The 9,802-nt window shown below is 44.5% G+C and carries 6 protein-coding genes; 1 reads left to right on the forward strand and 5 read right to left on the reverse strand.

Going from position 1 to position 9,802, the window contains the following annotated elements; genetic code table 11:
• Nucleotides 1-12: 12 nt before the first annotated feature.
• Nucleotides 13-573 (reverse strand): MFS transporter, encoded by a 561-nt coding sequence (locus KSP24_RS15840; RefSeq protein ID WP_216975719.1) that lies wholly within the window; start codon nt 571-573, stop codon nt 13-15.
• Nucleotides 574-875: 302 nt separating this feature from the next.
• Here KSP24_RS15840 and KSP24_RS15845 point away from each other — a divergent pair, with 302 nt between their 5' ends.
• Complete coding sequence (locus KSP24_RS15845; protein ID WP_216975721.1) at nt 876-1,670, forward strand: tyrosine-protein phosphatase; 795 nt, start codon at nt 876-878, stop codon at nt 1,668-1,670.
• A gap of 1,318 nt (nt 1,671-2,988) precedes the next feature.
• On the opposite strand, the gene KSP24_RS15850 is transcribed toward KSP24_RS15845, so the two are convergent.
• The 4 genes from KSP24_RS15850 to KSP24_RS15865 all read right to left on the reverse strand — a co-directional run bounded on the left by KSP24_RS15850 (nt 2,989) and on the right by KSP24_RS15865 (nt 9,583).
• Nucleotides 2,989-4,506 (reverse strand): glycoside hydrolase family 30 protein, encoded by a 1,518-nt coding sequence (locus KSP24_RS15850; RefSeq protein ID WP_216975723.1) that lies wholly within the window; start codon nt 4,504-4,506, stop codon nt 2,989-2,991.
• A 177-nt stretch (nt 4,507-4,683) separates the two neighbouring features.
• Complete coding sequence (locus tag KSP24_RS15855; protein WP_216975725.1) at nt 4,684-7,413, reverse strand: glycoside hydrolase family 3 C-terminal domain-containing protein; 2,730 nt, start codon at nt 7,411-7,413, stop codon at nt 4,684-4,686.
• Between the two features lie 497 nt (nt 7,414-7,910).
• Entirely contained in the window at nt 7,911-8,894 is a 984-nt protein-coding gene (locus KSP24_RS15860; protein WP_216975728.1) for a Gfo/Idh/MocA family protein, read from the reverse strand.
• 194 nt (nt 8,895-9,088) lie between these two features.
• Complete coding sequence (locus KSP24_RS15865) at nt 9,089-9,583, reverse strand: GNAT family N-acetyltransferase (RefSeq protein ID WP_216975730.1); 495 nt, start codon at nt 9,581-9,583, stop codon at nt 9,089-9,091.
• Nucleotides 9,584-9,802: the final 219 nt, after the last annotated feature.

Below are 9,802 nucleotides of genomic sequence, written 5' to 3' on the forward strand. Positions count from 1 at the left end.
TTTTGTTCTATCTTATTTGGGAGTAGTAAGCCAGAAAGTCCAGTGCCAGTCTACGAATTCACCCAACCGGCCGGATAGTACCATACTTAGCGCGGGAGCGAGAAGCATTGGAATCCCAAGTAAACTGATGATCGCCCCTCGCTTGTCAGGTGGAGCAAGGCGATATAGCATGGCCATTCCAATCGGGGAAACCATGTCTCCTCCTAAACCTTGAATGATCCGAAAAAAAATCAGTTGTCCAGAATTTTGCGCGAATGCAGATAATATGGAACCTAACATGAATAATCCAATAGAACAAAGAAACACCTTCCTAGCACCGCATTTGTCCGAAAGCCATCCTGCCAACGGAATGACCGCAGAAAGTGAAAGTGTATAGGCGTTTACCGACCATTGAGTGGTCTGGAGCGAAACGCCAAATTCCTGATCCCAGGTCGCGAGGGCCAGGTTAAGAGCTGTGCTGTTCAAAATCACCATAAACGTCCCTATGACGATCGCAAGCGTTGGCAAAAAATATAGACGGAATATAAATGACCCTTCCTTAGAAGATTCGTCAATAACTGCATGATGAGACATATACAAATACCTGCTTTCTCTAGAAATGAACGAAGGTTGAGGACTAAGCCTGCTTCAGTCTAGCCCGTCAAGACCCTATTTGACCAATTAGTTTTATTAAAAACTTTTAGGTTTTCAACTCATCATATCCTTGAGAGCCAGGTGTGTCAATCCTCGATATAAACAGATTTATTCGGATTATGAACTATTAGTTCTTTACAAAACTAAATAGTCAAAATAAGATAAATGTCAGGGTCGAAATATACAGCATTGATTTAGTCATGAAAAAACAGGGATTTATAAATGAACGGAAGGAAAAGAATATGCAAAAAAACAATCATGAGCATACCGCTGCACTCTATTTTGATGGCTTGACCAACTTCAGGCATTTCGGAGGCTATGCCACCACGGATGGGAAGAGAGTAAGAAAGGGAATCCTGTTCCGCTCCGACGAATTGTCAAAGTTATCGAGAGCCGACATGGCACGAATGAATCAAATCGGCCTTAAGCTGATTTGCGACTTAAGAACGGAAACGGAGCAGAAATCGAACAAGAGCCGCATGCTGAATCAGGGAGTCGAAGTAAAGAATTTGGCCATGCAGGATAAAAGTCAGGAATTTACCCGTCTCGAATTTATAAGGTATTTAATTAGACATGGCAAGGATATCGATTTTGAGCAAACGATGAAAGACATGTATGATCATATGGGGACTGGCTCTAAGTCTACGTTACAGAAACTTTTCACTCTGTTGTCCGAAAAAGAGAAGTTTCCTGTCCTGATTCATTGCACTGGGGGCAAGGATCGAACTGGATTCATCGTGGCGATTATTCAGCTGTTTCTGGGAATTCCCTACGAAAGCGTGCTTGAGGACTACTTGCATTCCAATATATGCATCGGGCCACGTATGAAAAAAGCCGAGAAAATGATCCGACTGATGAGCTTTTACCGAGTGCCTGCAGAGCGAATCAGGCCCATGCTGGAGGTGAAGCGTGATTATCTGGAGGACGTGCTACAGGGAATTATGAGCCGGCATGCGAACATTGAAGGATACTTGAAAAACGAATGCGGCGTTTCGCAGCAGCACCTGGAACGCTTCAAAGAGCTCGCTCTAGAGTAACGAAATTGAAGTTACCTTGTCCAATCTACTATGGGGTATTCTGGTATTTAACCGAGGACTGATCAAGGGAAACTATATGTACATTCACCGATGGAAGATAAAATTGACTCTATACTTAACTATAGTGTTTATAATTGGTGACGCGAAACAACAAGAAAAGATTTAGTGAGGGGATTTTAAATGATATACGTGGCGTGAGAGCTGTAAGACGGAACATCTCCTGCAGAGGAAATGAGCCTTTGTCCGGGAATGCTCGAAGGCAAGCTTGATGAAAGAATTGTTTCTGGGAACACAGTCGGAGATGAGGAATTTGTCTCCCAACTGGCTTTCACTACAAAGAGTAGAGGTCTCAGACCAATATACACAACTAAGGTGTATGCCTGCCAACATATTGATAAGTACCTTTCGGGTAAGCAATCCACTCATTCTGCTGATTAAAAACGGGCGAGCCGCATGTTATACCTTGTTTACGAACAAATGTCACGCCTTGAGGAAACAATTGATCCTGCGAATGAGGCTCTCCAAGCACATCTACCACAGTTCCATAATATTTTAGTACATATGCGACCGTATTAAATTCGCTTGGGTTATAGAGATGACCCTCTTGATTAAAATAGGAAACATTTGTAACATCCATAAAATCGTAAAAAGATGCTGTTTATGATCAGATACGGTATTAATGGATTAACCGGATATAGCGCTATGCTGGACACGTTCATGCGGTTCGTATTTTTCATGAATTGGTGAACCTCCAGCTCATATCCTTCTATTTTATGAGAGAGGTCACATTCTCGGTTGTAAAACAATTGCAGCACGATGCGACCGTCTCCACCATCGACATATTGTGAAAAGAACAAAAGAAATGTCTCCTGTGGTTCCTGATGAACCTGAAATATAGTCGCTCTGCCAGGCGGTACCACTAAATACAACGTGAATGTCCAGCTTTGTAACATCTTAATTACGTCAAAGTTGAGCTATAAGTAGAGCCAGTGACTGTATTCGCTTTAGTCACAATTGCTGATGTGTCCCCTTTCTTTTCCACATGAACAAAGCTGTGGTCCCCATGCTATACCTGCCAGCAAGGTCTCGATTAGCGCTTTCTACCATTCTTTATTTGTTCTTAATTCACCAGTTTCTCCCCGTACATGGTTCATTCTTTTGTTAGTGAAAAGATTTTATCATCCACTTCTGAACCGATTCTGAACAATCTTAAAATTTTATTTATTCGTAGTTGGAACTTGGTAGAGAAAAAAAGAGCACTTAACCAGATAGGGCTAAGCACTCTAAAATTTTTATAAACATGGATGTACAGACCCTCTCAGGAAGTTGTAGGCTTCCATTGAAAGGTAGCTGCTGACTTAGATGGAAGGGTTGATTTGAAAACTTGATTCCCCTGCCGAACCTTAAATGTCTTTGTGTTCTCTCCCGTATTGGCGGCAATCAGGATCAGCGTACCATCGGGGTTACGATAAGCGACCGTTTCAATACTTCCACTATAATGAGAAGAATCAATACGTACCGCACCAGGACGGACAAATTTGCTGGCATGTCCAATCGCATAATATTCTACATTTTTCGTAACGGCACCGCTTAACGGGTCGATGGTCACTACACCTCTACAGTTGGTACATCCACCATTGGTCGGACCGCCGGACGGGTCAAGTGCAATATTCCAAAAGAGGACATTTTGCGACCAGTTTCGGGGTGCGCCAATAATCAGCTTGGACATATCCCAGCTTAAATCATCTCCAAAGCCCGGACTCCATGCTCCTCCGCTGCATTCTGTCATATAAACAGGCTTATCCGGAAAAGCATTGTGCACGTCTGACATCGCTGTCGGCTCTCCTTTGTAGCAATGAAAGGCCGTTCCGTGCGTATAGCTTCGAGCCTGTTCGTCTCCCAGTACGGTCTTGGCATATTCACTCCCAGTATCCCAGTTATGGTCAAAGGCAATAATATGGGTAGACAAATCGTTTCGACTTAAAGCAGGGCCTAAATATTGCTTAATAAATTTCGCCTGCTCTACTGCTCCCATACTCATGCTGGGATACTTGGACGTGGTGAATTCCGGCTCATTTTGAATGGAAATCGCCTGAATGGGAATCCCCTCATTCGCATAGGCCTGTATATAACGAACAAAATAGTCAGCATACGCCTGATAGACACGCGGATCGGTATAGTCCAAATACCAACCGTTATATATCTGCTCACCATATTTCATCCAGGGCGGGGCCGTCCATGGAGTCCCCATAATCCGTAAATCCTGGTTTCTTCTCAGAATTTGCTTCAGCACATCGATCACATCCCGATTCTTGGCAATGGAGAAATGATTTAGCTCATAGTCCTTGCCTGTGGCCACATCATCGTAGGTATAGTTGCTAGGCTGTCCCTGTTCATCCACTGAATAATCTGATGCTCCAATGGTATGGCGAATATAGCTTAATTGAATACCGCCGGCTGTAAACAAGTCATTGAGCAACTGATCACGCTGATTGGCAGACATGCCATGATTCATCAGATATGCAGACGAGCCGGAAACTGCTGCGCCAAACCCTTCCATCGTCTGGTAACGAATATCTGGTCTAATCTCAACCGTCAGTGTATCCGCATTCGCTGCAACTTCGTTACTGTTGTCTTTTCTCCATGGGATTGGGGCTTGCTGTGTCAGACGATTCGCCGGGTCTGGTGTGGTTAGCCACATACTGACATTCCTTTCGCCTGCCGTGTTCACACCATTCTGCATAGCCAGACTGATCAGAATAGCACCAATCAAGATGATAGCTGCAACTATAAGCAGGAACAAGTCAGAACGTCGTTGTTTTGGGAGTTTCTTCATCTAAGGTCCTCCTCTCTCCATAATCAGACTGTCCCCTATATTTCCTTCTATTTCAGCTTTCACTTGGGTTTCCCTTTGCATACCTACTGAATGTTACATATCTATAGCAAAAAGAGAGCCGGTGCTAGTGCCCGTGCTCTCTTGAAATTTAACCACTTTAAAAGGAATATAACGGGATTACTTTTTTGCCTTTTCTGTAGAGGTTGCCGGAATCGTAACACTTCCTGTCAGTCTTGTATCCTGAGAGGAGCTGCCTACATAAATCGGAACTTCACCAGATGGCATAACCCATGCTTTGAATTTTTCATCCCAATAAGAGAGAGCTTTCGGGTCGAGCTCAATGCGAACCTTCTTCTCTTGGCCCCGCTTTAACTCTACCTTGGTCCAACCTGCCAATTGACGTGATGGGGTCTCTACATTGGTCAGAAGCTTACCGCTGTATACCTGCACAACCTCAGCTCCGGCTGTTTTGCCAGTGTTTTTTAATTTAAGGGAAATCTCGACAGAACTTGTACGATCGGATTTCTTTCCACTCGCATGCTGTTTTACCTTCAAATCACTGTACCCGAAAGTTGTATAGGATAAACCGTGTCCAAAGGAAAATGCAGGTTGAATACCCGATTTCTCATATCCACGGTAGCCTACAAAAATACCGTCTGAATAGTCACCGACTCCATTGACACCCGGAAATTTCTCCGGTGAGGATACAGGTGTAGACTGCTCGTTAACCGGGAAGGTTACTGGCAGCTTGCCAGAAGGATTCACATCCCCAAACAAGACGCGCGCTATGGCATTCCCTTGCTCTTGACCAGCAAACCATGCCTGTACGATCGCTGGAACTTTGTCCTGCCAGGTGTCCATTTGCACAGCTCTGCCGCTCATTTGTACCACAATGGTTTTCGGGTTGGCAGCGGCAACCGCACGGATCAGCCGATCCTGATTATTCGGCAGCTCCATATCGGAACGCTCCACATAGCCTTCACTCTCATACGTACGTGTGACCACAATCGCAACATCCGATTTTTTAGCCAGCTTTACAGCATTGTCAATCAGCTTGTCTGTCGTATCTGCCGGAGGCTCCCAGCCCAGACGAACCATACCACCAGAATCGCGACCATTCGTTGGATAATCGGCACGATATTCAATTCGTATCTTATGCTTTTCCCCCGCTTGGAGCGAGATGTTTTTCTTCGTTGTTCCCAGCTTCGTACCTTGATTATCTACAAATAGCTTATCATCAAGATACAGCTTGCTTGACCCCAAACTGGTTAATGACAATGCATAGTCACCATCCTTGGGAGCTGCAATGGCCCCTGTCCAGCGTGCAGATATCAAACCATTTAGTGTTGTTGGGGTATTAGGAACTTTAGGGGACTTCGCATTGAAGCCCTGATAATTATAAAAGCCAAGATTCATATTGACTTGATCATCATTGCGCACAAGAATCGGATTGCCTTCCATCTTGTTATTCGTCCAGTATTCGCCTCGCAGTCCCTGCTCAGCATCGCCATAAGTCGCATATCCAACACTGACATTCTCTTTCTGATCGGATGTGGTCAGCAACGAAGACGGAACAGCTGATGGACCTGGCATAATGTCTCCCGCAGAAATAGGGTCCGTGCCCGGTGCATACTTGACGGTAACTCCTTTGCCTACACGATTACGGATGCCTTCCAGCGGACTCACCGTGTACGTCGGGTTTACCAACGAACTGCCTCCGCCTGCCACTGTGCCGCTATCTGCATCTGGACCAATCACAGCAATGGATTTGAGTTTATCTTGAGATAACGGTAATACGTTGTTTTTATTCTGAAGCAGTACCATACTTTCCTCAGCCAATTGACGGGCTGTTTTACCATGGTCACGTGCATCAATTTGATTATTTTGAGCCGGGTGATCAAACAAACCTTTACTGAACATTTGCACCAGAATGCGCTTAGCCTTATCATCAATCGTTTGTTCACTTACCTTGCCATTCTTGACAGCATCCAGCAGCTGGTCTCCCCATTTACCATAAGGTGTTCCGGGTGTTTCCAGGTCCAAACCGCTATTTGCCGATTCGACTGTACTCAGATTTGCGCCATAATCACTCATCACGAAGCCTTTGAATTGCATTTCCTTTTTCAAAAGGTCTGTCAGGATGGTCTTGTTCTCACATGCCGATTCGCCGTTGACCTTGTTAAAGGAGCACATAGCTCCGCCCAAGTCTGCCTTGGCAATAGCCTCCTGAAACGGGCGTATGTAAATTTCATGTAGCGCACGGTCACTGACTTTGACATTTGTCGTGAAACGCTCCGTCTCCTGATTATTCATAAGGTAATGTTTCGCAGTCGCCAAGACAGGGTGGCTTTGCACACCTTTGACATAAGCGGTCGCCATTTGCGATTGCAGTAGCGGGTCCTCGCCCATAGATTCAAAGTTCCTCGATCCCCATGGAATACGGGCAATATCCATCCCCGGTCCAAGCACCACATTATGAGTCGTATTAAAAGCCTCGTCTCCAATCAAATCTCCATACTGTTTGGCAGCCTGGGTATCCCACGTTGCAGCCAATGCAATAGGGGCCGGCAACGCAGTTGATTGCTTGTCCTGCACATCCGGATTGGCGATCCGAACACCCGCAGGTCCATCTGCCATCTTTAACGCCGGAATACCCAACCGTTCCATCGAATTATTATAAAATCCATAATAATTGTTGACCTTACCAGTCACCAGATCTATTTTTTCTTCCAGCGTCATTTCTTGTAACAGCAATGCTGCCCGTTTCTCAGCCGACAGGGATGTGTTCATCCAAGGCCGATCTGTCCGGCTTCCTGCCGCTCCTGCAATATGCATAGGTCCGATCACAACAGCCGCAATGACTGTCATCATCACCATACGGAACAACCATGTTGATTTTACTTTCACGTTTGTAATTCCTCCTTGATGTTTGGTCATGAGGTGAATGCCTATTCAACGCTCACAGGCTTGCAAAGGCTCTCGACCCTGCGAGCTCCAACAAGAATCCAGAGCCACGGGGTAAGCAAGCAAGTCAGCAAAAGCCGCAATGGCTCAAGTGACACGTTTACCACCCTACCGCACATTTTCGGAAATTTCATTGAAAGTTTTTGGAAGAAAAATACTAGGACCTTCATTCTTTCTTATATAAAGAGAGCGCTAACAATTCAGTTAACTGATTATAAGATTACACTTTTGTAACTTTTTAATGACTGTTTTTTAACTATTTATAATCATAAAAAATGATCCATATGTCCCACGCTTTGACATGCATCTATGATCTTTTTTAGCGTGCGACCAAAGCCTCTATTTTAGGAAATTGGGAATACTTATGTATAAAAAAGTTCATATAACAAAAAAATCCAGGAACCTGAACGGTCCCTGGAAGCACTGTGGATTCAATGTGATTATTCAAACGGATACCGAAGTCCCCACTGTGAACGAATCTGATCCATCAATTTCATAATTCCTAATGATTCATCCAAAGAAATAGTAGAGCTTTCGAGCAAACCTTCGTTCAAGCAGCGCCCAACTTCTTCTGCCTCAAAAGCATAGCCTGTAGAGGAACGATCATCCTGAAAGTTTTGCGCCTCTTCACCGTCCACAACTAAAGTAGCCGATGTACCATTCAGGAACGACGGAATGTGAATATAGCCCTTGGTTCCATGGATATAAGCTTCATTCGTCAGTCCGAGACGAACTGCCCCATTAAGCATAGCTGTACGTCCTTTTCCATAATCCAACATGATTGAAAATGTCTCATCAACGCCCGTTTCCCCGATATGGGCGGTACTCCATACATGCTCTGGCTCAGGGCCAAACACCATCGAAGCAAAAGAAACGGGGTAAATTCCCGCATCTAATAATGCCCCTCCGCCCAGCTCGGGATTCAATAATCTTCCCTCCGGGTTCCAATCTATGCGAAAACCGAATTCCGCCTTCACCAACTTCACTTCACCAATACGTCCCGCATGTAGCCACTCCTGCACTTGGCGTATCGGAGGCAAAAAACGCGTCCACATTGCTTCCATCAGGAATAGCTTATGGTCACGGGCGTAACGGATTAGTTCCTCCAACTCTTTGCTGTTGACGGTGAAGGGTTTCTCACACAAGACGGCTTTGCCCGCTCGTAGAGCTGCTAGAACATTTTCTTTATGAAAAGGATGAGGAGTCCCTATGTAAATAGCATCGACCTCGGAATCTTGCACTAATTCCTCATAGCTACCATAAGCCTGTGCCATTTGATGCTTGGCTGCAAATTCGGTAGCGCTTTCAATATTGCGTGATCCAACGGCGTATCCTTCTCCATTCGTAACATGTTGCAGATCGGCAACAAACTGATCTGAGATCCATCCCGTACCGACAATTCCCCATTTAATCTTTTTGCTCATACTTGTATCCCTCCCAGTTGTATAGTTAACATTGGCTTACACGGTCTTCTTCATTCTAGCAAACACCTGTCCTAAACAAAAGAAATTCCTGCTCGGCGGCAGTTTGTATTGCAGCTCGGCAGGAAGGCAGCGAGGCGAGCACGAAGTCAGTTTTGAGCAGGAATTTCCTTTAGGATCGTCTTGGTTTAGGCCATTTATTGAATGGTGTATTTGTAAAACTTTTTATCTACTTTCATAACTGGAAAGCCCATTGGCAATTCATCAAGAGCTATACTAACAAATCCATTCTTCTCATAAAAACGATGAGCGGCTACGAATTGCGGTGTTGTTCCAAGATAGATTCCCTCAACAGACCGTTCCTTGGCCCATCCTATGGCATGCTGAAGTAATTGATTCGAAACATTAAAGGCTTTGCCTCTATAGTTTTGTTTGACAAACATCTTTCTGAGCGCCGTCTTATGGTTTTCGATATCTAGTAAGGCAACCGTCCCTACTACGATTCCTTCATGAAGAGCCACCCAGAAGTTGCCGTTACCATGCTGATAAAAGTTTTCAATATCAAGCAGATCAGGCTGATCTTCTTTAGTGATGGCGATATTATATTCGCTCTGTTGAATATGTAGAATTAAATCGACAACTTGCGATTGATACTCGGTTGCGTACTCTTTTAAAAAGATACTATTTACCATCGCTGTATTCTCCTATTATCGTCAATTGTGATGTCGTAAGCTTCCCTTCAAAACCAGGAACAACTTTTTACGCATAACTCCTTATTCGAGCTCGATTCATACCTGATATTAAATAACTCAACCTCCGCAGCTAAACTGAGCTTCCAATCTATACAGACGATGATTTGGAACCTTGTCTAGATGCGAACGTTGAGTTAATTATGAATTTCTCTATATTAC

Origin of the sequence: Paenibacillus sp. AK121, from assembly GCF_019042715.1 — a bacterium.
Classification (GTDB): Bacteria; Bacillota; Bacilli; order Paenibacillales; family Paenibacillaceae; genus Paenibacillus; species Paenibacillus polymyxa_C.